The 23,261-nt window shown below is 69.8% G+C and carries 18 protein-coding genes and 1 pseudogene; 3 read left to right on the top strand and 16 right to left on the bottom strand.

Annotation, left to right across the window (positions count from 1 at the left end):
* The 4 genes and pseudogenes from BZZ08_RS23635 to BZZ08_RS23620 form a co-directional block, all read right to left on the bottom strand.
* A pseudogene (locus tag BZZ08_RS23635) lies at nt 1-359 on the bottom strand (hypothetical protein); the annotation flags it as partial.
* 154 nt (nt 360-513) lie between these two features.
* On the bottom strand, nt 514-936 hold the full coding sequence (locus BZZ08_RS23630) for a DUF6113 family protein (protein ID WP_104634258.1): 423 nt from the start codon (nt 934-936) through the stop codon (nt 514-516).
* On the bottom strand, nt 933-1,838 hold the full coding sequence (gene mshB, locus BZZ08_RS23625) for an N-acetyl-1-D-myo-inositol-2-amino-2-deoxy-alpha-D-glucopyranoside deacetylase (RefSeq protein WP_104634257.1): 906 nt from the start codon (nt 1,836-1,838) through the stop codon (nt 933-935). Before mshB ends, BZZ08_RS23630 begins: the two co-directional genes overlap by 4 nt.
* Nucleotides 1,839-1,879: 41 nt before the next feature.
* Nucleotides 1,880-2,074 carry a hypothetical protein gene (locus BZZ08_RS23620; RefSeq protein WP_104634256.1) on the bottom strand — a complete coding sequence of 65 codons (195 nt, stop codon included), beginning with the start codon at nt 2,072-2,074 and terminating at the stop codon, nt 1,880-1,882.
* Between the two features lie 189 nt (nt 2,075-2,263).
* Here BZZ08_RS23620 and BZZ08_RS23615 point away from each other — a divergent pair, with 189 nt between their 5' ends.
* Entirely contained in the window at nt 2,264-4,387 is a 2,124-nt protein-coding gene (locus BZZ08_RS23615) for a S9 family peptidase (protein ID WP_104634255.1), read from the top strand.
* Between the two features lie 132 nt (nt 4,388-4,519).
* Here BZZ08_RS23615 and BZZ08_RS23610 read toward each other — a convergent pair whose 3' ends face one another.
* The 12 genes from BZZ08_RS23610 to BZZ08_RS23555 form a co-directional block, all read right to left on the bottom strand.
* A complete protein-coding gene (locus BZZ08_RS23610; protein WP_104634254.1) occupies nt 4,520-5,584 on the bottom strand; it encodes an ABC transporter ATP-binding protein in 1,065 nt (354 codons plus the stop codon).
* Nucleotides 5,577-6,560 carry an ABC transporter ATP-binding protein gene (locus tag BZZ08_RS23605; protein WP_104634253.1) on the bottom strand — a complete coding sequence of 328 codons (984 nt, stop codon included), beginning with the start codon at nt 6,558-6,560 and terminating at the stop codon, nt 5,577-5,579. The genes BZZ08_RS23610 and BZZ08_RS23605 overlap by 8 nt, the downstream gene beginning before the upstream one ends.
* An 8-nt stretch (nt 6,561-6,568) precedes the next feature.
* A complete protein-coding gene (locus tag BZZ08_RS23600; protein WP_198601652.1) occupies nt 6,569-7,549 on the bottom strand; it encodes an ABC transporter permease in 981 nt (326 codons plus the stop codon).
* Nucleotides 7,542-8,465, bottom strand: coding sequence for an ABC transporter permease (locus tag BZZ08_RS23595; RefSeq protein ID WP_104634252.1), 924 nt, complete (start codon nt 8,463-8,465; stop codon nt 7,542-7,544). The genes BZZ08_RS23600 and BZZ08_RS23595 overlap by 8 nt, the downstream gene beginning before the upstream one ends.
* Nucleotides 8,466-8,474: 9 nt before the next feature.
* Nucleotides 8,475-10,109 (bottom strand): peptide ABC transporter substrate-binding protein, encoded by a 1,635-nt coding sequence (locus BZZ08_RS23590; RefSeq protein ID WP_104634251.1) that lies wholly within the window; start codon nt 10,107-10,109, stop codon nt 8,475-8,477.
* Between the two features lie 204 nt (nt 10,110-10,313).
* The gene (locus tag BZZ08_RS23585) at nt 10,314-11,459 is read right to left on the bottom strand and encodes an ABC transporter ATP-binding protein (protein ID WP_104634250.1); all 1,146 of its coding nucleotides are present in this window, start codon (nt 11,457-11,459) and stop codon (nt 10,314-10,316) included.
* Between the two features lie 27 nt (nt 11,460-11,486).
* Nucleotides 11,487-12,548, bottom strand: a complete 1,062-nt coding sequence (locus BZZ08_RS23580; RefSeq protein WP_104634249.1) for an ABC transporter ATP-binding protein — start codon at nt 12,546-12,548, stop codon at nt 11,487-11,489.
* Nucleotides 12,549-12,558: 10 nt separating this feature from the next.
* Nucleotides 12,559-13,536 (bottom strand): ABC transporter permease, encoded by a 978-nt coding sequence (locus tag BZZ08_RS23575; RefSeq protein WP_052840862.1) that lies wholly within the window; start codon nt 13,534-13,536, stop codon nt 12,559-12,561.
* A gap of 112 nt (nt 13,537-13,648) precedes the next feature.
* Entirely contained in the window at nt 13,649-15,451 is a 1,803-nt protein-coding gene (locus BZZ08_RS23570) for an ABC transporter substrate-binding protein (protein WP_104634248.1), read from the bottom strand.
* 109 nt (nt 15,452-15,560) lie between these two features.
* Nucleotides 15,561-16,592, bottom strand: coding sequence for an ABC transporter permease (locus tag BZZ08_RS23565; protein ID WP_104634247.1), 1,032 nt, complete (start codon nt 16,590-16,592; stop codon nt 15,561-15,563).
* Between the two features lie 906 nt (nt 16,593-17,498).
* A complete protein-coding gene (gene typA, locus BZZ08_RS23560; RefSeq protein ID WP_104634246.1) occupies nt 17,499-19,415 on the bottom strand; it encodes a translational GTPase TypA in 1,917 nt (638 codons plus the stop codon).
* A gap of 132 nt (nt 19,416-19,547) precedes the next feature.
* Nucleotides 19,548-21,788, bottom strand: coding sequence for an ABC transporter family substrate-binding protein (locus BZZ08_RS23555; protein WP_104634245.1), 2,241 nt, complete (start codon nt 21,786-21,788; stop codon nt 19,548-19,550).
* Nucleotides 21,789-22,090: 302 nt separating this feature from the next.
* On the opposite strand from BZZ08_RS23555, the gene BZZ08_RS23545 reads away from it, so the two are divergent.
* A complete protein-coding gene (locus BZZ08_RS23545; RefSeq protein WP_104634244.1) occupies nt 22,091-22,381 on the top strand; it encodes a hypothetical protein in 291 nt (96 codons plus the stop codon).
* A gap of 28 nt (nt 22,382-22,409) precedes the next feature.
* Nucleotides 22,410-23,246, top strand: a complete 837-nt coding sequence (locus tag BZZ08_RS23540; protein WP_104634243.1) for a hypothetical protein — start codon at nt 22,410-22,412, stop codon at nt 23,244-23,246.
* Nucleotides 23,247-23,261 lie beyond the last annotated feature (15 nt).

The raw sequence follows: 23,261 nt of genomic DNA, 5'->3' as shown, positions 1-23,261 counted from the left end.
GCGGGAGCCTCGGGAGCGGCGGCCGTGGGCGCCGGGGCACTCGGCGCCGGCGCGGGCCGCTCACCCGTCGTCTCCATGTCGTCGGCGGCGGCGACGGCCTCGGCGGCGGCGTCCGCGGTGTCCGCGACGGGCTTGCGCACGACGACCGGCGGAATGGGCCGCGACCCGGGGATGTTGATCCGGATCCGGGTCGTCAGCGTCGTCTCGGTCTTGCGCTCCTCCGGTCGCGCGGCCGAACGGCCCGCGTCCGCACCGGCGTCGGAAGCCGTGGGTGTCCCGTAGGGCGGGGTGCCCGACGGGTATGCGGCTCCGCCGCGCCCGTGGGGCCCGGAGGACGAACTGTCAGTTTCACGACTCAAGGCAGGTTCTCCCGGTTGGCTCCGCCGCCCGTCACGCCTTCAGCGGGCGGCTCGGCGGCGCGCACCACCATACTGGCCACTTCTCACACGTATCCCGTGACCGCCGGGGAAACCCACACGGGACTCGCACTCCGCGGCACGGCGAAGCGGTACGTCACTTGCGAAGTCGGGCGGAGCCGCCGTCCGGTTGCCGCACCGGCGCGAGGGTGGCGCAGATCACAGCAACGGCGATGCCGCCGAGCAGGAAGAGATAGGAGCCGGCGCCGGCGGCGAAGAGGAAGTCGCCCTCCGGTCGGCTGGTGGTGAGCAGCACCACGGCGAGCGCCCAGCCGAGGGCGGGCGCGACGGCCCCGCCCCGGCGCCCCACGGCACGGCCCGCCCCGACACACAGCCCCGCCTCGGCGGCCAGCGCGAGCAGCAGTCCGCCCGGGAACCAGGCCGGCTGCACCAGCGCGCCCGCCACGCCGAGGACGGCGCCGAGCACGAAGAGCCCCGCGTACAGGGCGGCCCGTCCGGGCGAGGGCGGGCGCAGCGGCTGGGCGAGCGCGGAGCTCGCCGGCTCGTTGCGGCCGCTCACGAGGCCGCTCCGGTCGCGGAGACGGCGGAGGGCCCCGCGCTCCCGGTGGTCCCGGCGAACAGGTCGCTCTCGCGCCCGTCGCCGCCGCCCCGCTCGCCGCGCACCAGTTCGTAGTGCTCGGTGGCGAGGAGCGGCTGGGCCAGGTCGTTGGAGAGGACGAAGTACGGTCCGGCGACCGTGATCTGGGTGGCGTGCGCGCGCATCGCGGCGGCCTTGGCGGCGGCGTACGCGGTGCCCTCGCCGCGGATCTCGGTGGTGATCCGCTCGTCGTCGACGACGCCCGGTACGTCCTCGACAGCGGCCGCCCTGTCGAACGGCAGGCCGGGCAGGTCGTCCCGGAGCCGGGCGAAGGCGTCCTCCACGGAGGAGCGCGGCACGCGGTTCCAGTAGACCTTGGCGACGGGGCACCCGGCCTCGTCCGCCAGCTCCACCGCGCGCATGGCGATGCGGTGGGCCTGGATGTGGTCGGGGTGGCCGTAGCCGCCGTTCGGGTCGTAGGTGACGAGCACCTGGGGGCGCACCTCGCGGATCACGTCGACGAGCAGGGCCGCGGCCGCGTCGACGTCCGCCTGCCACAGGCAGCCGGGGTCGTCGTTGTCGGGCAGTCCCATCATCCCGGAGTCGGCGAACCGCCCCGGCCCGCCGAGCAGCCGGAAGTCCTCGACGCCGAGCGCGCGCATCGCGTCCGCCAGCTCACCCCTGCGGTGCCCGCCGAGGGCGGCTCCGGACAGGTGGGCGAGCGCGGGCGGAATGACCTCGCCCCGCTCGCCGAGGGTGCAGGTCACCAGCGTCACGTGCGCGCCCTCGGCCGCGTACCGGGCCATGGTGACGCCGTTGTTGATCGACTCGTCGTCCGGGTGCGCGTGCACCAGCAGCAGACGCCGGGCGGGTGGTTCCGTCATGCCCCCACCTTATGAGGCCCGCGCCGGCGTCGGCACGGACGTCAGAAGTTGATGCTCCCGATCATCCCGGCGATGTTGGTCGTCAGATCGCTGATCGTGGGAGCGATCGTCGAGGAGGCCAGGTAGAAGCCGAGGAGCATGCACACGATCGCATGGCCCGCCTTCAATCCTGACTTCTTGACCAGCAGGAAGACGATGATCGCCAGCAGCACAACCGCCGAAATCGAGAGTGCCACGGCGGCTCACCTCCAATGGGCCCAGGGACACGGGGGGGGTCGGTCGCAGTCGGAGCTCGGGGCAGATAAATCCACGCAACGGGGCACCTGGTTGATACCCACTATGCGCTAGTGATCATAACTATCCGTGCGCGCGCATCTCTCGGCGCACGGCCGCACAAGGGGGCGCATGGCCAATATGGTCAAGGCATGACGACCGAGTCCGACTCCTTCCCCAAACGGCACGCCCGCACCCAGCGGTTCACGCTCGGCGCGCCGCGTTCGTTCACCGTGGCACCCGATGGTTCACGGGTCGCCTTCCTGCGCTCCGGTACCGGTACCGACCGGGCGAACTCCCTGTGGGTGCTGGACGTCGAGGAGGGCGGGGAGCGCGTCGCCGCCGACCCGCGCGCCCTGCTGGGCGGCACCGAGGAACGCCTGTCGCCCGAGGAACGGGCCCGGCGTGAGCGCAGCCGCGAGGGCGGCGCCGGGATCGTCGGCTACGCCACCGACTCGGCGGTCGAGCTGGCCTCCTTCGCGCTGTCGGGGCGGCTCTTCACGGCCGAGCTGCGGGTCGGCACCGCGCGCGAGCTGCGCACCCCCGGGCCGGTGATCGACCCGCGCCCCTCCCCCGACGGCCGGCACGTCGCGTACGTCGCCCGGGGCGCCCTGCGGGTGGTGGGCGCCGAGGGTGACGGGGACCGGGCGCTGGCCGAGGCGGACGGCGAGGGCGTCACGTACGGGCTCGCCGAGTTCGTGGCGGCCGAGGAGATGGCGCGCGGCCGGGGCTTCTGGTGGAGCCCGGAGTCGGACCGGCTGCTGGTGGCGCGCGTGGACGACACGCCGGTCCAGCGCTGGTGGATCTCCGACCCCGCCCACCCCGGACGTGATCCACAACACGTGCCGTACCCGGCGGCGGGCACCGCCAACGCGGACGTACGGCTGTTCCTCGTCGGTCTCGACGGGGGGCGCACGGAGGTCCTCTGGGACCGGGCGCGGTATCCGTATCTGGCGCGAGTGCACTGGTCAGCGGCGGGTGTGCCGCTGCTTCTCGTACAGGCGCGCGACCAGCGCAGCCAGCTGTACCTGGCGGTGGACACCGCGTCGGGGGCGACCCGGATGGTGCACGCCGACGAAGATCCAATTTGGCTGGAACTCTTCCCCGGGGTGCCCTGCTGGAGTCCCTCGGGCCGACTCGTGCGGATCGCCGACGAGGGCGGCGCGCGGGTGCTCGCGGTGGGTGAACGGCCGCTCACCGGCGCCCAGTTGCACCTGCGGGCGGTGCTGGACGTCGGGGCCGACGACGTGCTGGTCTCCGCCTCGGCGGGCGAGGAGGCGGCCGAGGCGGAGACCGGCGAGGTGCACGTGTACCGGGTGAACGAACTCGGTGTGGAACGCCTCTCGCAGGAGCCCGGCGTGCACTCGGCGGTGCGCGCGGGGGACGTGACCGTGCTCGTCTCCGCCACCCTGGACCGGCCGGGCGCCCTGGTGCGGGTGCTGCGGGACGCGAAGCCGACGGCGACCATCGCGTCCTATGCGGAAGACCCCGGTTTGTCCCCGCGCGTGACCCTCACCCAAGGGGGCGCACGGCGTGTCCCGTGCGCCGTGCTTATGCCAACGGACTACCACGGTGACACCCCCCTCCCCGTCCTCCTGGACCCCTACGGCGGCCCGCACGGCCAGCGCGTCGTGGCCGCGCACAACGCCCACCTCACCTCGCAGTGGTTCGCCGACCAGGGCTTCGCGGTGGTGGTCGCCGACGGACGGGGCACCCCGGGGCGCTCCCCCGCCTGGGAGAAGGCCGTCAAGGACGACCTGGCCGCCGTCGTGCTCCAGGACCAGGTGGACACGCTGCACGCCCTCGCCGCCGACTTCCCGCTGGACCTGGGCCGCGTCGCCATCCGGGGGTGGTCCTTCGGCGGCTATCTGGCCGCCCTCGCGGCGCTGCGCCGGCCGGACGTCTTCCACGCCGCCGTGGTGGGCGCCCCGGTCACCGACCTGCGGCTCTACGACACCCACTACCAGGAGCGCTACCTCGGCGACCCCGGTGAGCGGCCGGACGTCTACCGCCGCAACTCGCTGATCGACGACGCCGGACTGGTCGACGCCGCCGAGCCGCACCGGCCCATGATGGTCATCCACGGCCTCGCGGACGACAACGTGGTGGTCGCCCACTCGCTGCGGCTGTCCTCGGCCCTGCTGGCGGCCGGCCGGCCGCACGAGGTGCTGCCGCTGTCCGGCGTCACGCACATGACCCCGCAGGAGTCGGTCGCCGAGAACCTGCTGCGGCTCCAGGTGGACTTCCTCAAGCGGTCGCTGCCCGCCCCGGCGTGACGCCGGCCGCGTCACCCGTACGCCGACGCCTTTGACACGCGGGTAACTTCACCGAAGCGGCCTCGACACACGGCCGCGCCACGCTGATCGGCGTACGGCCGTGCGGGTGCCGTGAGCGGGCCGGGGACCATGTCACCCCGGCCCGCTGCCCTCGCCCTCTCCCTCGGGCGGAACCACCTGCTTCTCCTCCGCGAAGTGGCAGGCGGAGTCGTGCGCCGCGGGCCCGGAGACCGAGCGGAACTCGGCGGGCACGGCGAGGGCCGGCACCTCCAGCGCGCAGCGCTCCCGTGCCTTCCAGCAGCGGGTGCGGAAGCGGCAGCCGGAGGGGATGTCGGTCGGGGACGGAACGTCGCCGGCCAGGATGATCCGCTCGCGGTGCTCCCGGGCCTCCGGGTCGGGCACCGGTACCGCGGACAGCAGCGCCTGGGTGTAGGGGTGCGTGGGGTGGTCGTAGATCTCCGCGTCCCGGCCCGTCTCCACGATGCGGCCCAGGTACATCACGCCGACCCGGTCGGAGATGTGCCGGACGATCGACAGGTCGTGGGCGATGAAGATGTAGGAGAGGTCGAACTCGTCCTGGAGGCGGCCCATCAGGTTGATCACCTGGGCCTGCACGGACACGTCGAGGGCCGAGACCGGCTCGTCGGCGACGATGATCTCCGGGCGCAGCGCCAGGCCCCGCGCGATGCCGATGCGCTGGCGCTGGCCGCCGGAGAACTGGTGGGGGTAGCGGTTGATGTACTCCGGGTTCAGGCCGACCACGTCCAGCAGGTCCTGGACCCGCTTCCGGCGGTCGCCCTTCGGGGCCACTTCCGGGTGGATGTCGTACGCCTCGCCGATGATGTCGCCCACCGTCATACGGGGGTTGAGGGAGGTGTAAGGGTCCTGGAAGACCATCTGGATGTTGCGGCGTACGGACTTCAGCGCCTTCCCGGTCAGGCGGGTGATGTCCTCGCCCTTGTAGCGGATCTCCCCCGCCGTCGGCTTCTCCAGGTTGACCAGCATCTTGGCGACCGTGGACTTGCCGCAGCCGGACTCGCCGACGATGCCGAGGGTCTCGCCGCGGGCCAGTTCGAAGTCCACGCCGTCGACGGCCTTGACCGCGCCGACCTGCTTCTTGAAGAGGATGCCGGAGGTCAGCGGGTAGTGCTTGACCAGGCCGCGGACTTCGAGGATCGGCTCCGTGGTCTCAGTCATGGAGGCACTCCCTCCAGAAGTGGCAGGCGCTGCCCCGCTCGGCGTCGGACTCCGTGACGTCGTAGAGGGGAGGGACGTCGGTGCGACAGACGTCCTGGGCCATCGGGCAGCGGGGGTGGAAGGCGCAGCCGGGCGGGATGCGGGTGAGGTTGGGCGGCAGGCCCTTGATGGCGTAGAGCTCCTGGCCCTTCTGGTCCAGGCGCGGGATCGACTCCAGCAGGCCGCGGGTGTAGGGGTGGGCCGGGGCCTTGTAGATGTCGTGGACGGGTGCCGTCTCGACGATCCGGCCCGCGTACATGACGGCGATCTTGTCGGCCACGTCGGCGACCACGCCGAGGTCGTGGGTGATGAGGATCAGGCCCATGTGCAGCTCGCGCTGGAGTTCCGCGAGCAGGTCCATGACCTGGGCCTGGACGGTGACGTCGAGGGCGGTGGTGGGTTCGTCGGCGATGATCAGCTTGGGCTCCAGAGCCATCGCCATCGCGATCATGATGCGCTGGCGCATGCCGCCGGAGAACTGGTGCGGGTACTGCCGCACCCGTTCCCTGGCGGCCGGGATGCGGACCCGGTCCATCAGCTCGATCGCCTTGGCGTGGGCGTCCTTGCGGGACATGCCGCGGTGCACGGTGAACATCTCGGCGAGCTGGGCACCGACGGTCAGCACCGGGTTCAGCGAGGACAGCGCGTCCTGGAAGATCATCGCCATCTCGGCGCCGCGGACCTTCCGGCGTTCCTGCTCCTTCAGTTTCAGCAGGTCCCGGCCCTCGAAGAGGACCTCCCCCGCGGTGATCCGGCCCGGCGGGACGTCGAGGATGCCCATGACGGTCTGCGCGGTGACGGACTTGCCGGAGCCGGACTCGCCGAGCACCGCGAGGGTCTCGCCCGCGTCCACGCCGTAGCTGACGCCGTTGACGGCCTTGGCGACACCGTCCCGGGTGTGGAACTCCACGTGCAGGTCGCGCACTTCGAGCAGCATGCGACGGCTCACCTCAGCTTCGGGTCGAGGGCGTCGCGCACCGCGTCGCCGAGCATGATGAACGCGAGGACGGTGATGGCGAGGGCTCCGGACGGCCACAGCAGCGCGTGCGGGGCGTTGCGTACGTAGGGGGCGGCGGAGGAGATGTCGATGCCCCAGGAGACGCTGGGCGGCTTCAGGCCGACGCCGAGGAAGGACAGGGTCGCCTCCAGCGAGATGTAGGTGCCGAGCGCGATGGTCGCCACGACGATCACCGGGGCGACGGCGTTGGGTGCGATGTGCCGCAGCAGGAGCCGTGAGTGGGAGGCGCCCAGCGCCCGCGCCGCCTGCACGTAGTCGTTCTGCTTGGCGGTGATGACGGAGCCGCGGGCGATGCGGGAGATCTGCGGCCAGCCGAGCAGCACGATGAAGCCGATCACCGGCCAGATGGTGTTGCTGGTGATGACGGAGAGCAGGACGAGACCGCCGAGGACCACCGGGATCGCGAAGAAGATGTCGGTGATCCGGGACAGCACCGCGTCCCCGCCGCCGCCGAAGAACCCGGCGAGGCCGCCGAGGACGCTGCCGAGGACGGCGACGCCGAGCGTGGCGAGGATGCCGACCGCCACCGAGGTGCGGGCCCCGTACACGGTGCGGGTGTAGACGTCGCAGCCCTGGCCGTTGAAGCCGAAGGGGTGGCCGGGCTGGGAGCCTTCCTGGGCCTTGGCCAGGTCGCACTTGAGGGGGTTGCCGGAGGCGATCAGCGAGGGCCAGATGGAGATGACGACCAGGAAGAGGATGACCAGGGCCGAGATGATGAAGACGGGGTTGCGGCGCAGGTCGTGCCAGGCGTCGGACCACAGGCTGCGGGGCTTGTCCCGCGGGTCCGCCCCGTCCGGTCCCGGCGGCTGCTCCAGCGTGACCGCCTCGCTGGTGCCGAGGTCCATCGTGCCGCCCATGCCGGTGCCGGCGACGGCGCGCTCGGGCTCGTAGGGCTCCTGATCAGGCATAGCGGATCCTCGGGTCGAGTACGGCGTACAGGAGGTCGACGACGAGGTTGGCGACGAGGAAGACGAGGACCAGGACGGTGACGAAGCCGACGACGGTCTGGGTGTTCTGGCGCAGGATGCCCTGGTAGAGCTGGTAGCCGACGCCGTGGATGTTGAAGATCCGCTCGGTGACGATGGCGCCGCCCATCAGGGCGCCGATGTCGGTGCCGATGAAGGTGACGACGGGGATCAGGGAGTTGCGCAGCAGGTGCCGGGTGATGACCCGGTGGCGGGGCAGGCCCTTGGCGATGGCGGTGCGGACGTAGTCGGAACGCCGGTTCTCGGCGATGGAGGTGCGGGTCAGCCGGGTGACGTAGGCCAGCGAGACCGAGGCGAGGACCAGGCCGGGGACGATCAGCTCGCCGAAGAGCGCGTCGGAGGAGACGGCCGGGTCGATCCAGCCCCACTTGACGCCGAGCAGCAGCTGGAGCAGCAGGCCGGTGACGAAGGTGGGGACGGAGATGACGACGAGGGTCAGGAGCAGCACCCCGGTGTCGACGGGGCGGCCGCGGCGCAGGCCGGTGACGACGCCGAGGATGATCCCCACGATGATCTCGAAGAGGATCGCGACGATGGTGAGCCGGATGGTGACCGGGAACGCCGTGCCCATCAGCTCGGTGACCGGCTGGCCGTTGAAGGCGGTGCCGAAGTCGCCGGTGAAGACGTTGCCCATGTAGGTGACGTACTGCCGCCACACGGGCTGGTCGAGGCCGAACTCGTGCCGCAGCTGCGCGGCCGTCGCCGGGTCGCACTCCCGGTCGCCGCACAGGCCCGCGATGGGGTCGCCCATCACGTTGACCATCAGGAAGATCAGCAGCGTGGCCCCGATGAAGACCGGGATCATCTGGAGCAGCCGCCGGACGACATAGCGTCCCATGGCGCCCCCTCAGCCGACCTTGATCTCGTTGTAGACCGGGACGCTGAACGGGTTGAGCGCCACGTCGGAGAGCCGGTCCGAGTAGCCCGCGCTGCCGTTCTGGTACCAGAGCGGGATGGCCGCCATGTTGTCCCGGACGACCCCCTCGGCCTGCTGGAAGGTCTTGACGGCCGCGGCGGTGTCGGTCTGGCCGTTGGCCTTGTCGACGAGCCCGTCGAACTCCTTGTTGGACCACTTGCCGTCGTTGGAGGAGGCGTTGGTGTAGTAGAGCGGCTGGAGGAAGTTCTGGATGAGCGGGTAGTCCATCTGCCAGCCGGCGCGGAAGGGACCGCTCATCTTCTTGCCGGTGATCTGGTTGCGGAAGTCGGCGAAGGTGCCGACCGGGTTGCCGGCGCAGGCGCGGTCGTTGTCCAGGGCGTTGTTGATGGAGTTGCAGACCGCGTCGACCCACTGCTTGTGGGAGCCGGTGTCGGCGTTGTACGTGATCTTGACCTGGCCGCCGGGGAGTCCGCCGCCCTCCTTGATCAGCTTCTTGGCCTGGTCGGCGTTGTACTCGCAGGCGTCCCCGCACAGGCCCGGCTTGTAGCCGCCGTCCTCGCCGAGGACCGGTGAGGTCCAGTCGGTGGCCGGGGTGCGGGTCTTCTGGAAGATCGTGTCGGTGATCTGCTTGCGGTCGATCGCCATGGACAGGCCGGTGCGGACCTTGTCGGAGCCGGACTTGTTCCAGTCGTCGTCGTAGAACGGGAAGGCGAGGGTCTGGATGATGCCGGCCGGGGTGTTGATGTACCGGTCGCCGAGGTCGTTCTTGACGTTCTTGAGCTGGGAGGCCGGGACGTCGTCGACGAGGTCGAGGTTGCCCGCGATCAGGTCGGTGTAGGCGGTGTTGTTGTCGGTGTAGACCTTGAGGTCCACGCCGCCGTTCTGCGCCTTGTCGGGCCCGGGGTAGTCGTCCCACTTGCGCAGGGACATCTGGGAGCCGCGGGTGTAGTTGTCGACCTGGTAGGGGCCGTTGCCGACCGGCTTCTTCAGCCAGGCGTCGTGGTCGTCGAAGAATGCCTTGGGCAGCGGCGCGAAGGCGTTGTAGCCGAGGGTGTCGGGGAAGCTGGAGAACTTCTGGCCGAGCTTGACGGTGAAGGTGCGCGGTCCTGTCACCTTCAGCCCGGAGAGCGTGTCGGCGCTCTGTGAGCCGCTCTCGGGGTGCACCTTGTCGTAGCCGTCGATGTACGCGAAGAAGTACGCGTTGCGCTGGTTGTTCTTCAGGCTCGCGCCGTAGTTCCAGGCGTCCACGAAGGACTGGGCGGTGACCTTCTCGCCGTTGCTGAAGGTCCAGCCGTCCTTGACGGTGACCGTGTAGTTCTGCGAGTCGGAGGTGTCGATCTTCTCGGCGAGCATGTCCTTCGCCTCGCCGGTCTTCGGGTCGTACTTCTTCAGCCCCCGGAAGATCATGTCGAGCACCTTGCCGCCCTGCACCTCGTTGGTGTTGGCCGGCTCCAGCGGGTTCTGGGGGTCGCCCCAGGAGGAGCTGAGCACGCCGCCGCCGTTCCCGCCGCCGCCCCCGTCCCCGCCTCCGCCGCCGCAGGCCGTCGCCGCGAGGGCTGCCGCCGCCGCGCAAGCGGCCCATTTGGCGTGCCTGGCTCCGCGCATGGAGTGCCTCCTCGTGCCCTGACTCGTCCGCTGGTCCGTTCCGGTCCAGCCTCAGGGGGCGTACTCGGGGGCGCACACCCGTCCGGTCCATACGGGTTGCCGGTGTCCTCCGGACGGGTGCGGGAGGTCCGGCGGCATGCGGAAGGGCGGCGGCGGGAGTCCTCCTCCCGCCGCCGCCCTTCCCCGACCGCCTCTGGGTGCCGGTCAGCCCTTGGAGACCGCCGCGCCGCCGTCGGCGTCGTCCTCCAACGCCTTCAGGCCCGGGTCCAGGACGATGTCCTCGGCCCTGGCCTCCGTCGAGCCCTCCTCCGGGAAGTGGCAGGCCGTCAGGTGGCCCTCACGGCTGCCGGAGAGCTGCACGAGCGGCGGCTCCTCGGTGGCGCACTTGTCCTGCGCCTTCCAGCACCGGGTGCGGAACCGGCAGCCGGAGGGCGGCGAGATCGGCGAGGGAACGTCGCCTTCGAGCCGGATGCGCTCCTTCTTCTCGGCGTCGAGGTCGACCTCCGGCACCGCGGACAGCAGGGCGTGCGTGTACGGGTGGCGGGGGCGGTTGTAGAGCGAGTCGCGGTCCGCGATCTCCACGACCTTGCCCAGGTACATCACCGCGATGCGCTGCGAGAAGTGCCGCACGATCGCCAGGTCGTGGGCGATGAAGACGAACGCGATCCCCATCTCCCGCTGCACCTCCTGCAGCAGGTTCACCACCTGGGCCTGGATCGACACGTCGAGGGCCGAGACGGGCTCGTCGGCGACGATCAGCTTCGGCTCCAGGGCGACGGCGCGCGCGACACCGATGCGCTGGCGCTGGCCGCCGGAGAACTCGTGCGGGAAGCGGTTGTAGTGCTCCGGGTTGAGACCGACGATCTCCAGGAGTTCCCGGACGCGCCTCTCGCGGCCGCCGGGCGGGTTGATCCCGTTGATCTCCATCGGGCCCGAGATGATCGTGCCGACGGTCTGCCGCGGGTTCAGCGACGCGTACGGGTCCTGGAAGATCATCTGGATCTCGGACCTGATCGGCGCCAGCTGTCGCCGGTTGGCGCGGCTGATGTCCTGACCCTTGTACTCGATGGTCCCGTGGGTGGGTTCGTACAGGCGGGTCAGCAGCCGGCCGGTGGTCGACTTGCCGCAGCCGGACTCGCCGACGAGGCCGAGGCTCTCGCCCGGGTAGACCTCCAGGTCGACGCCGTCGACGGCCTTGACATGGCCGACGGTGCGCTTGATCGGGAAGCCGCCCTTGATCGGGAAGTGCTTCGCCAGACCGCGGACCTTGAGGAGCGGCCCGGTGTCACCGTCCCGCTGCTGCGGGAAGGTGTCGGCCACCGCTGTCTTCGTCTTGCTGTTGTCGCTCATGGTGATGCCCCAGTCGCCGGTTTCCGCTCAGCCCAGCCGGGGCTGAATCTTGTCGATGAACACCTGTTGCCGCTGGTCCCCCGTCAGGTGACAGGCGGCCGAGCGTCCCTGGCCGAGCATCGGGCGCTCGCCCGAGCAACGGCTGCCGGAGACCAGGTCGGTGAAGCCGCACCGCGGGTGGAAGGCGCATCCCGAGGGCGGGTTCATCAGCGAGGGCGGCGACCCCGGGATCGGCACCAGCGGCTCGTCGACGTCCGAGGTGAGGTTCGGCATCGAGCTCAGCAGGCCCCAGGTGTACGGGTGCTGCGGCGTCTTGAGCACCTCGCGCACCGTGCCGCGCTCGACGGCCCGGCCCGCGTACATGACCAGGATGTCGTCGGCCATGTTGCCGACCACGCCCAGGTCGTGGGTGATCATGATGATCGCGGAGCCGAACTCCTGCTGGAGGTCCTTGAGCAGGTCGAGGATCTGCGCCTGGACGGTCACGTCGAGCGCCGTGGTGGGCTCGTCCGCGATGAGCAGGTCGGGGTTGCACGAGAGGGCCATCGCGATCATGGCGCGCTGACGCATACCGCCGGAGAACTGGTGCGGGTAGTCGTCGACCCGCTGCTGCGGGTGCGGGATGCCGACCTTCTGCAGCAGGTCGATGGCGCGCACCCGGGCGTCCTTCTTGGACGCGCCGTTGTGCTTCATGAACGGCTCCGCGATCTGGCGGCCGACCGTGTAGTACGGCGACAGCGCGGTCAGCGCGTCCTGGAAGATCATCGCCATCTTCTTGCCGCGCAGCCTCTCCAGCTGCTTCTCACTGGCGTCGGTCAGCTCCTGGCCGTCCAGCGTGATCGATCCGTCGATCGCGGTCTTGCGGCGGTCGTGCAGGCCGAGGACGGCCAGGTTGGTCACCGACTTGCCGGAGCCGGACTCGCCCACGATGCCGAGGGTCTTGCCCCGCTCCAGGTCGAAGGAGAGCCCGTCCACCGCCTTGACGACGCCGCCCTCGGTGGAGAAGTGGACCTTGAGGTCGCGCACCGAGAGGAACGAGTCTCCCGCGGCGGCGGCCGGGGCCTCTTCGGGCTTGGTCTGAGTGGTCACGGTGGTTCTCCTAGGACAGGCGCACGCGCGGGTCGATGACGGCGTACAGGGCGTCCACGATCAGGTTGAAGACGATGATGAGTGCGGCACTGACCAGCATGACGCCCATCAGCATCGGCAGGTCCTTGTCAGTGACGGACTTCAGTGCGAGCCGGCCGATCCCGGCCAGGCCGAACGTCATCTCGGTCACCATGCCGCCGCCCATGAGGGCGGACAGGTCGATGCCGAGGATGGTCACGATGGGCACGAGGGAGCCGCGCCAGGCGTAGCGGAAGAACGTGTAGTTGCCCGACATGCCCTTGGCGCGGGCCGCCCTCACATGTTCTTCCTGGAGCTGCTCGATCATCGAGGAGCGGCTCATCCGGGTGTAGTTGGCGGTGAAGATGGTCGCCATCACGACCCAGGGGATCAGCAGGCCCATGAACCAGCCGCCGAGGTCCTCGGAGAAGGGCACGTACTTCGGCTTGTCCAGCCAGCCCGTCGAGTACACCAGCGGGATCATCACCAGCGGGCCGAGGAAGTAGATCTGCAGCGAGCTGATGACCAGCGAACCGGAGCTGAACGTCTTGTCGATCCAGGTGCCGCGGAACTTGGCGGCCAGGAGACCGGCGCCGAGGCCGAGGGTGAGGAAGACCAGCAGGCTGCCGAGGGTCAGCGAGATGGTCACCGGGAAGCGGTCGAGGATCGTGTCCCAGACGTTCTGGTTGTTGGCGAAGGAGACGCCGAAGCAGGGAGCGCTGCAGTGGCCGACGGCGAAGTCACGGCCGGCGAAGATGCCGATCAGGAAGTTCCAGTACTGCACCGGGACCGGCTTGTCGAGGCCCAGGTTCTGGTGAATGATCGCCAGCGCGTCCGGAGTGCAGTTCTTGCCACAGGCCAGCATGGCCGGGTCCTGCGGGATCGCGAAGAACATGAAGAAGGTGAAGGCACTGATCAACACCAGGATCAGCGCTGCGCCGAAGGTCCGGCGAATCAGGAATTGAAGCATGGCAGACAGCTGCTCTCAGGACTGCGGCAGTCGGATGGGGAGGTCTGGAGGGGATCAGGGCCCGGTGGGGGCGCTCCGCCGCGCGCCCCCACCGGTTTCCCGACCGAGCGGACTACTTCTTGAGGAAGATCCGGGTCACGTCCACGTAGCTCGAGTCCGAGCTGTAGCGGATGCCGCCGATGTTCGAACCGAAGATCTGGAAGACCTTGGTGTAGTAGATCGGGGCGGCCGGGTTGACTTCCTTGGAGATGTACTCGCTCAGCTCGGCCCAGGCCTTGGTGGCCTCCGCCGTGTCCGTGATCGTCTCGATGCGCTTGATCTCGGAGTTCACGTGCTCGTCGTTGATGTGCGAGTAGTTCGACGCGCCGTCCTGGATCTGCGTGCCGTCGTACGACGGCGGGATGACCGTGGAGGCGGACGGCCAGTCCTGGCCCCAGCCGGTCATGTACAGGTCGTAGCCGTTCTTGACCTTGCCGACCTGCTCGTACCAGGTGGCGGAGTCGATCTCCTTCTTCTGGACGTCCAGACCGATCTTCTCCAGGGCGTCGGCGATCAGGACGGCCTGCTTCTGGCGGGTCGGCGTGTTGCCGTAGGCGTAGACGAGGCTCTTGCCCTCGAAGCCACCCTCCTTGATCAGCTTCTTGGCGGCCGCGATGTCACCGTTCGGCTTCTTGAGCCGGTTGAACGGGTCGAACTTGTCGTTGTAGCCCGGGGTCGTGGGCGACATCAGCGAGTTGGCGACCTCACCGCCGTAGGCACCACCGTCGGCCTTGAAGACCGAGTCGGAGGGCAGCGCCAGGGTGATCGCGTCACGGAGCTTCTTGTCCTTGATGCGGTCCATGTTGAAGTTCAGCTGCCACACGTACGGGGCGTAGCCCTGGATCGTGCGGTTCTTCATCGCGTCCTTGTCGCCCACCACCTTCTGCAGCTGCGTGGTGGCGACCTGACCCGTGAACATCATGGCGTTCTTGGCCTCGCCCTGGTCGGCGAGGAGGGTCTTGGTCTGGTCCTCGTCGTCGTGGTTCATCGAGATGTTGAACCCGTCGACGTACTGGTGGCGCACCGAGTCGGACTTCGGGTCCCACTGGGTGTTCTTGACCAGCTTCATGGACTTGCCCGGCTTGAAGTCGGCGATCTTGTACGGGCCGACGGCGACGGGGGCGTTGTCGTACTTCTCCTTGGTGTCCGTCTCCTCGGGCACGACGCTGTAACCGGGCATGGTCAGCATCTGCGGGACGTCGGGACGCGCCTTCTTGAAGTGCATGACGATCGTCTTGTCGTCCGGCGTCTCCAGGACGGAGTCGGGCAGGTGCTTGCCCTTGTCCGGGCCCGCGTAGGCGTCGCGGTAGGTGGTGCCGTCACCGGACAGCCACTGCTGCAGGTAGGTCGGGCCGTCGGTGATGTAGTTGGCGTACAGGCGCTCGATCGTGTGGCGGATGTCCGCCGAGTTGATCGGGTTGCCGTTCGCGTCCTTCAGGTTGTCCTTGAGGGTGTACGTCCAGGTCTTGCCGCCGTCGGACGCCTTGCCCGCGTCGGTGGCGAGGTCGCCCACGACGGTCAGGTTGCCGTTCTCGTCCTCGTCGTACTGGGTCAGACCGCGGAAGATGAGGCGGCTGAGCAGCTTGCCGTCCGAGACGTAGATCTGCCCCGGGTCCAGGTGGGAGAAGTCCGCCTCCTGGTACACGGTCGCGACGCCGCCCGGCTTGGCGCCGGGGACCTCGGGGGCCGGGCCGGTGGACGCCTGCGCGTCACCGATCTGCACCGGCTTCGACTGCGACTTGGCGTCTTCCTTCTTCTTGCTGTTGTCCTTGGCGGAGCTGCCGCCGTCGCCGCCGCCGCAGGCGGTGAGGGTGAGGGCGCCGGCTGCGACCGCGACTATGGCGGCCGTGGCGGTGCGGTTGCGGAGAATGCTCATAGGGACGAATCCACCTGCCTGTGAGTAGTGAGCACTGCTGGTACGTGGCCGGGGCCGGGCTGAGCGGCACCGAACCGGCCGGGCGAGGATGTGGGGGGTTCCCCTGGCCTCAGCGGTTTCCCTTGGGGTCGAAGGCGTCCCGGATCGAGTCACCGAGGAGGTTGAAGGCCACCATGAAGACCACCATGGCGACGCCGGGGAAGAGCATGTAGTAGGGGTCCTGCTCGACGATGTCCGCGCCGATGGCGAACATCCGCCCCCAGTCCGGCGTGGGCTCGACGTACCCCACGCCCACGAAGGACAGGAACGCGATGCTGAGGATGGTGCTCGGCAGCGTGAGCGTCGCCTGTACCAGCGTCGGAGTGACGATGTTGGGCAGCAGTTCCTTGCGGAGGATGCGCCAGGGCGAGGCCCCGGAGATGCGGGCCGCCTCGATGAACTCCCGGTCGCGCAGGGACATCGTGGCGCCCCGGACGATCCGGGCCATGCTCATCCAGCCCAGGAAGGACAGCACGATGATGATCGCGGAGGCGCGCACATAGGTGGGCGTCTCCTTGTCCGGGGCGACGAACACCGTGGTGATGACGGGCATCGCGGCGACGAAGAAGAGCTGGCTGGGCAGCGCCATGAAGAAGTCGGTGACCCGGCCGAGCCAGTAGTCGATCTTCCCGCCGAAGTAGCCGCCGGCCAGGCCGATCAGGACGCCCAGCACCGTCATGATGAGGGTCGCCGCCAGCGCGGTGGCCATCGAGTTGCGCATGCCGTACAGCAGCTGGGTGAACACGTCGCGGCCCAGGCCCGGTTCGATGCCGAACCAGAAGTCGCCGTCGATGCCGCCGAAGGGCGCGGCGGGCATGGTGAACATGTCCAGGAGGTCGGGGTTCTCCTGCCCGTACAGGGTATACGGGTCCTTGCCGTAGACCTTCGAGATCAGTGGCGCCGCCGCGGCGACCACGAAGAAGAACAGGACGATGCAGGCAGAGATCACACCGGCCCGGTCGCGCTTGAAGCGCGCCCACATCAACTGGCCGGGCTTGCGCCCTTCCGGCTCCTTGGGCTTCGGGGCGTCGCCCTGCGGCGCGCTCTCTTTGTCCAAGACGGAAGAGGCTTCAGCACCCTCAATCTCGATTGGACTCGTCATGATTCGTCCATTTCACAGGTAGGAGGTCGTCGGGAGTGCACGCGGCCGACGGCCTTCGCACGGCGTACGTCTTCCGCAGCGCGCGAGGGGAACAACGACGGAGGGGCGACACCGCCCCGGGAGAACCCTGGCTCGCGGTCGGCGGCTGCCGACCGACGGCACACGACGTCAAGGAAGTTCGCGACGCCGGGCCGCTGCCGCATCAACCGTGACGGCACTGAACGCACCCGCGGGGCCTACACCTGCCATCGGGGACGACGCGACCCATATGGCGCTTGTGGCACCTCGCATGGGTTCCTCCTCATGAATCCGCTGGTTCACCGCAAAGAGGAGCACACGACACATTCCGGCCATCGGCCGGTGATGAGATCGCCTGGCACCCTCACGCTCGCGAGCCTGCGCCCCGTCAGCGCGTGACCCGTTTATCCGAGCTCTACGCGCCTAACTATCTGCCATCCTCCGGGGAACGAACCACAGGTTCGAGGTCTCGGTTCGATCACAGATAGGGGCCAGATCTTTCAAAATCCGGACAAAGGGTTTGGTGCGAGATCGCTGCGAAACGGACTTGTTACACATCTAACGGTGGTGACCGTCCGTATAACGGACGTCCGCGCGGCAGAAATTGATTGCGCGTAACGTGCGGTGGGTGCAAGCTGACCCGCAGGTATGTCCCGCGCCCGGCACGTCCGTCGGCGCCGGCCGCCGGACCCCCGGACGGGACCGCCCGCCGGCACTCCGGGCGGAGTGCTTCCGCGCAGGTTAGTGCGGGCCTGCCCACGCTGCCCTGCCCCGCCGGGAAATCGAGGGTTTTCCCTACCCCCGCGCCCCACCCGCGTCGGCATCACGCCAAACGGCACCGGACCCCACGTGAGCCGTGGTGTCCGGTGCCGTCCGTCGTGCGGTGGGTCAGCCGTGCTTGGCGCGGCTGGCGGCACGGGCGCGCTCGCGGGCGTCCAGGTTCACCTTGCGGATCCGGACGGCCTCCGGGGTCACCTCGACGCACTCGTCGTCGCGGCAGAACTCCAGGGACTGCTCCAGCGACAGCTTGCGCGGCGGGACGATCGCCTCGAAGGAGTCGGCCGAGGAGGAGCGCATGTTGGTGAGCTTCTTCTCCTTGGTGATGTTCACGTCCATGTCGTCGGCGCGGGAGTTCTCGCCGACGATCATGCCCTCGTACACCTCGGTGCCGGGGTCCGTGAAGAGCACGCCGCGCTCCTGGAGGTTGGTCATCGCGAACGCGGTGACGGCACCGGAGCGGTCGGCGACCAGCGAGCCGTTGTTGCGGGTCGTCAGGGTGCCGAACCAGGGCTCGTGGCCCTCGTGGATGGAGTGGGCGATGCCGGTGCCGCGGGTCTGGGTGAGGAACTCCGTCCGGAATCCGATCAGGCCGCGCGAGGGGACCACGAACTCCATGCGGACCCAGCCCGAGCCGTGGTTGGACATGTTGTCCATCCGGCCCTTGCGCACGCCCATGAGCTGCGTGACGGCGCCCATGTGCTCCTCGGGCACGTCGATCGTCATGCGCTCGACGGGCTCGTACGTCTTGCCGTCGACCTCCTTGGTGACGACCTGCGGCTTGCCGATGGTCAGCTCGAAGCCCTCGCGGCGCATCTGCTCGACCAGGATGGCCAGCGCCAGCTCACCGCGGCCCTGCACCTCCCAGGCGTCCGGGCGCTCGGTGTCCAGGACGCGCAGCGAGACGTTGCCGATCAGCTCGCGGTCCAGGCGGTCCTTGACCTGGCGGGCGGTGACCTTGCGGTCCTTGACGACCGCCTTGTTGTCCGCGCCCTTGCCGGTGGCGCCGCGGCCGACCAGCGGGGAGGTGTTGGTGCCGATGGTCATGGAGATCGCGGGCTCGTCCACCGTGATCAGCGGCAGCGGGACCGGGTTCTCCACATCGGCCAGGGTCTCGCCGATCATGATGTCCGGGATGCCGGCGACGGCGCAGATGTCACCGGGGCCGGCCTTCTCGGCGGGCTTGCGGGTGAGCGCCTCGGTCATCATCAGCTCGGAGATCCGCACGCTCTGCACGGACCCGTCGCGCTTCATCCAGGCGACGGTCTGGCCCTTCTTCAGCTCGCCCTGGTGCACGCGGAGCAGCGCGATACGGCCGAGGAAGTTGTCGGCGTCCAGGTTGGTCACGTGCGCCTGGAGCGGGGCGTCCTCGTCGTAGGTCGGCGCCGGGATGTAGTCCAGGATCGTCGAGAAGAACGGCTCCAGGCTGGTGGAGTCGGAGGGGACCGTGCCGTCCTCGGGCTTGGTGAGGGAGGCGACGCCGTCCCGGCCGCAGGCGTAGACGATCGGGAACTCGATCTGCTCCTCGTCGGCGTCCAGGTCGAGGAAGAGGTCGTAGGTCTCGTTGACGACCTCGTCGATCCGGGCGTCCGGGCGGTCCGTCTTGTTGATGCACAGGATGATCGGCAGCCGCTGGCTGAGCGCCTTGCGCAGCACGAAGCGGGTCTGCGGCAGCGGGCCCTCGGAGGCGTCCACGAGCAGCACGACACCGTCGACCATCGACAGACCGCGCTCGACCTCGCCGCCGAAGTCGGCGTGGCCGGGGGTGTCGATGATGTTGATGGTGATGACGTCCCCGCCATCCTTCGGGTGGTACTTCACCGCCGTGTTCTTCGCCAGGATCGTGATGCCCTTCTCACGCTCCAGGTCGTTCGAGTCCATCATGCGGTCGTCGACGCCTTCGAGCTGGTGCGCGGCGAAGGCGCCGGCCTGCTTGAGCATTCCGTCGACGATGGTGGTCTTGCCGTGGTCGACATGGGCGACGATGGCGACGTTGCGAATGTCGTGACGCGTTGTAGACGCGGCCATAAGTGGCTTACTCCCGGAGGGTGTGAGGACGGCCGTCGCGGACGTCCGTGTCACGCGGGCCTGCCGGGCGGTACATGCCACGGCCTCACCCAATGGTACGGGGCCCCGGGGACTGCGGCTTGCCAGGAGGGTTCAGGACGAGGGCGAGGCCGAGGACGGGGCGGTGGGCCGGGAGCCCTGGGCGCCCTTCTTGAGGAAGCCCATGTCCTCGTAGACCGGCGTCTCGAAGCCGAAGGCTCCCGCGTTGGCGAGGTTCTCGCGGGCCGCCACCAGCTGGGGGCGCTGGTAGAGGGGGACGGAGCCGGCCGCCGCCCAGATCCGCGAGTCGGCCTTGCGCAGCAGGTCCCGGGCCTCCTTCTGGTCCAGGGTGCCCATGGCCCGGTCGAAGAGCTGGTCGACCTGGTCGGTGCCGACCCGGGTGTAGTTCTGCGCGACGTTCAGGGAACCGTCGGCGGCCGGGACGGGCTTGGCGTAGATGGGGCGGGCGTCGGTGGCCGGGAAGGCGGAGGCGGGCCAGGAGTAGAGCGCCAGGTCGTACTCGCCGGCGGCGATGTGGTCCTTGAAGTAGCTCTCGTCCGGCACCTTGGTGACCTCGGTGCCGATGCCGATCTCCTTCAGCATGTCCGTGACGCGGTCGGCCACGGTGCGCAGAGTCTCGGAGCCGGGGCCGGAGGGGAGCACGAAGCGGAGGGTGAGCGCCTTGCCGTCCTTGGCGAGCGGGGCCGCCGCCGAGCCGGCCGGGGCCGCGGTGCCCTTGGGGGCGTAGGCGCCGGGCGCGCCGCCCTGCGCGGTGTTCTTGCCGCTGCTGTGCTTCTCGCCGCTCGCCTGGTCGGCGCCGTCCTTGGCGTCGTCGCCGCCGTCGTCGTTCTTGTCGTCCTCGCCGACGATGTAGGTGCCCTCGTCGTCGCCCTCGGACTGCTGCTCGTCCTTGTCGCCCTTGTCCTTCTTGTCCTTCTCGGCGCCGGCCGCCTCCTCGCCGTCCTTCTTCTTCACGGGGCCGCCGGGGACCCATCCGGCGTCCGCGAGCAGGGCCCGGGCCTCCTTGGCGTTCTGCTCGCCGAGCGCGCCGCTGCCGTCGGCGTAGGCGGGCTGGCCGGACAGGGCGAGGTGGCTGCCCACGGGCTCGGCGGGCAGGCCGAGCGGCTTCAGCACCGCCTTGGCCAGCTTCCCGCGGTCCAGGGCGCGGGCCACGGCCCTGCGGACGCGCTCGTCGGCGAGGGGGCCGTCGGACCCGTTGAGGGCGAGCTGGGTGTAGGCGGGCTCCAGCGACTTGCGGACCTCGAAGCCGCTCAGGGCCTGCTGACGGCGCCGGGCCTTCGCCTCCGCCTCCTGCCGCTCCTCGCGGGCGAGGACCTCCTCCTCGGCGGCCTCCTCGTCGGAGCCGTTGGCGATGGCCCAGGAGCGCAGCGCCTCGGCGGCGGACCTGCCCTGCGGGCCGAGGGCCGGGGTGCCCCCGGGGCCCATGAGCGGGGTGCCGGTGGCGGGGTCCCGGGGACCGGCGGCCAGGCTGACCTCGTCGGCGGTCTCCGGGTCGATCTCGGCGAGGTCGAGCTTGCCGGCGACCAGTGCGGCGACCCGCTCGTCGCGGGGGACGGCGCGCAGCACGATCTGGTCCAGCTTCGCCGGCTCGCCCCACCAGCGCGGGTTGCCGGTGAGGACGACCCGGTCGCCCTTGGTGTCGACCTTCTTGACCGCGAAGGGGCCGGCACTGACCTTGAGCGTCCGCCGCGCGCCGTCGTTGAAGGCGTCGGGGGTGCCCGTGACGTCCTTCGGGTACAGGGGCGTGAACAGGGCCTTCCAGTCGGCGTAGGGCCGGCTGAAGGTGACCTTGACCTCCAGGTCGTTCGCGCCGCGCTCGATCCTCTCGATGCGGTCGTAGCCGGCGTTGCGGGCGGTCCAGTAGGCGCTGTCCTTCCCGGCCAGGGCGCGCCACTGGGCGGCGAAGTCGGCGGCACCGATCTCCCGGCCGTCGCTCCAGACGGCCTGCTGGTTCAGCTTGTAGACGACGACCTGCTTGGGCTCGGTGTCGACGACCTCGGCCGACTCCAGGTAGTCGGGGTCGCGCACCGGGCTGCCGGTCTCGTCCATGCGGTACATCGAGGGCAGCACGGCCTGCGCGACGCGGGTCGTGGTGGCGTCGGCGTCCGACTGGAAGGCGTTCAGCGTGTCCGGCACGGAGTCCACGGCCCAGCGCAGGGTGCCGCCGTCGGAGATCCGGGCGCGGGCTGCGGCGGCGACGTCCTGCCCGGCGAGCGGCTTGCCCGACGGGTCCTCGGAGGTGCAGCCGGCCAGCGCGGGGACCGCGAGGACACCCGCGGTGAGGAAAGCGACCGAACGCGTGACCGCGCGGGGTCCGACGCCGACGTGGGACATCTCTGCTACCTCCGGAAGGCCGCGCTTGCGAGATTTGCGGTATTCAGGTTGATCATTTGTATCCGGACGGGGATGCGGCAACTGAAGGGGAAACGGTTCGGCGACGCTGGGAGACACGGCGACGACGGTGCGTAAGCTCACCCGTGCGGCTCAATGCCACCCGCGGTGCACCCACACGCCCCGGCCAATCGCTGCACATCCCTTCCCAGCGACTGGTGTGACGCGCGACACTCTCAGGCGCACCAGCGTCGCTCCCAAGCCCGGCCGCCCCTTGCCGTGTCCGACGGAAGTGAGGTCACGTCTTGTCCGTGCACGACGATCTGTCATCGGTGCAGCGCAGCCTCGACGAGCTGTCCCGGACGGTGACCCGGCTGGAACAGCAGCTGGGCAGCGGTGGCCTGGACGTCCGCCGGGTCCGCACCGACGCCGACCACCTGCGCGAGAGCCTCGCGCTGCTGCGGGCGGCGGCTGCCGCGCCGGACGCCCCCAGGCGCCCGGACCTCGTCCCGATCCCCGACACGCCGTACGACGGCTCGCTGTGGACGGACTCGGACGACGAGGGCCTCGGCGCCCGCGACCGCCGCGCTCCCTGAACCCGACCCGACCGACCGGAGTCGCCCAGTGGCAACTGGTACCGAACCTCCAGCCACCGAAGACCGCCCCCCGGGCGGTGGCGTCCACACCCCGACGCGCGCCGCCATCCGCGCCCCGCACCTGCGCACCGACCGCTGGTGGCTGGCACCCGCCGCCACCGCGGCGGGCCTGCTGGCCTTCATCGCCTACTCGACCTGGCGGGCCTTCGCGAACGCCGACTACTACGCGGCCCCGTACGTCTCGCCCTTCTACTCCCCCTGTCTGGCGGAGAACTGCGAGCCGATGCGCTCGGGGCCCAACTGGGAACTCCTCGGCACCTGGTGGGGCGTCTCCCCCGCGATCATCATCCTGATCTTCCCGCTCGGCTTCCGCCTGACCTGCTACTACTACCGCAAGGCCTACTACCGGGGCTTCTGGGCGTCCCCGCCGGCCTGCGCGGTGGCCGAGCCGCACAAGAAGTACACCGGCGAGACCCGCTTCCCGCTGATCCTCCAGAACGTCCACCGGTACTTCTTCTACGCGGCGCTGCTGGTCGCGGGCATCCTCACCTACGACACCGTGCTCGCCTTCCGCGACGAGCACTACGCGTGGGGCCACATGGGGCTCGGCACCCTGGTGTTCCTCGCCAACATCGCGCTGATCTGGGCGTACACCCTCTCCTGCCATTCCTGCCGGCACATCGTCGGCGGCAAGCTCAGGCACTTCTCGCGGCATCCGGTGCGCTACCGGATGTGGCAGCTGGTGGGCAGGCTCAACGCCCGGCACATGCAGCTCGCCTGGGCGTCGCTGGTGAGCGTGGCGCTCGCCGACTTCTACGTCTACCTGGTCGCGTCCGGGGTCTTCGACGATCCGCGCTTCTTCTGACGACTTCCGATGAGT

Origin of the sequence: Streptomyces sp. MH60 (assembly GCF_002939385.1) — a bacterium.
Taxonomy (GTDB): domain Bacteria; phylum Actinomycetota; class Actinomycetes; order Streptomycetales; family Streptomycetaceae; genus Streptomyces.
This window is presented reverse-complemented; position numbering and strand designations above follow the sequence as displayed.